Raw genomic sequence first — 249 nt, 5'->3', positions numbered from 1 at the left:
ATCCTCTGCACCTGCTAAGGTTATAGGGACAAGCCGTACGGGCAATTAGTACTGGTTAGCTTAATGCATTACTGCACTTCCACACCCAGCCTATCAACGTCCTGGTCTCGAACGACCCTTCAAAGAGCTCAAGGCTCTGGGAAATCTCATCTCAAGGCAAGTTTCCCGCTTAGATGCTTTCAGCGGTTATCTCTTCCGAACTTAGCTACCCGGCAATGCCACTGGCGTGACAACCGGTACACCAGAGGT

Annotated in this window: 1 rRNA gene; it reads right to left on the bottom strand. The window is 51.0% G+C overall.

What is annotated here, in order from left to right:
• Nucleotides 1–24: 24 nt before the first annotated feature.
• A 23S ribosomal RNA gene (locus tag AC0V2Y_RS28970) occupies nt 25–249 on the bottom strand; the annotation flags it as partial.

This window comes from Janthinobacterium sp. BHSEK (assembly GCF_056174685.1).
Note: the sequence above shows the minus strand (reverse complement) of the source record. Positions and strands in the feature narration are given on the sequence as shown.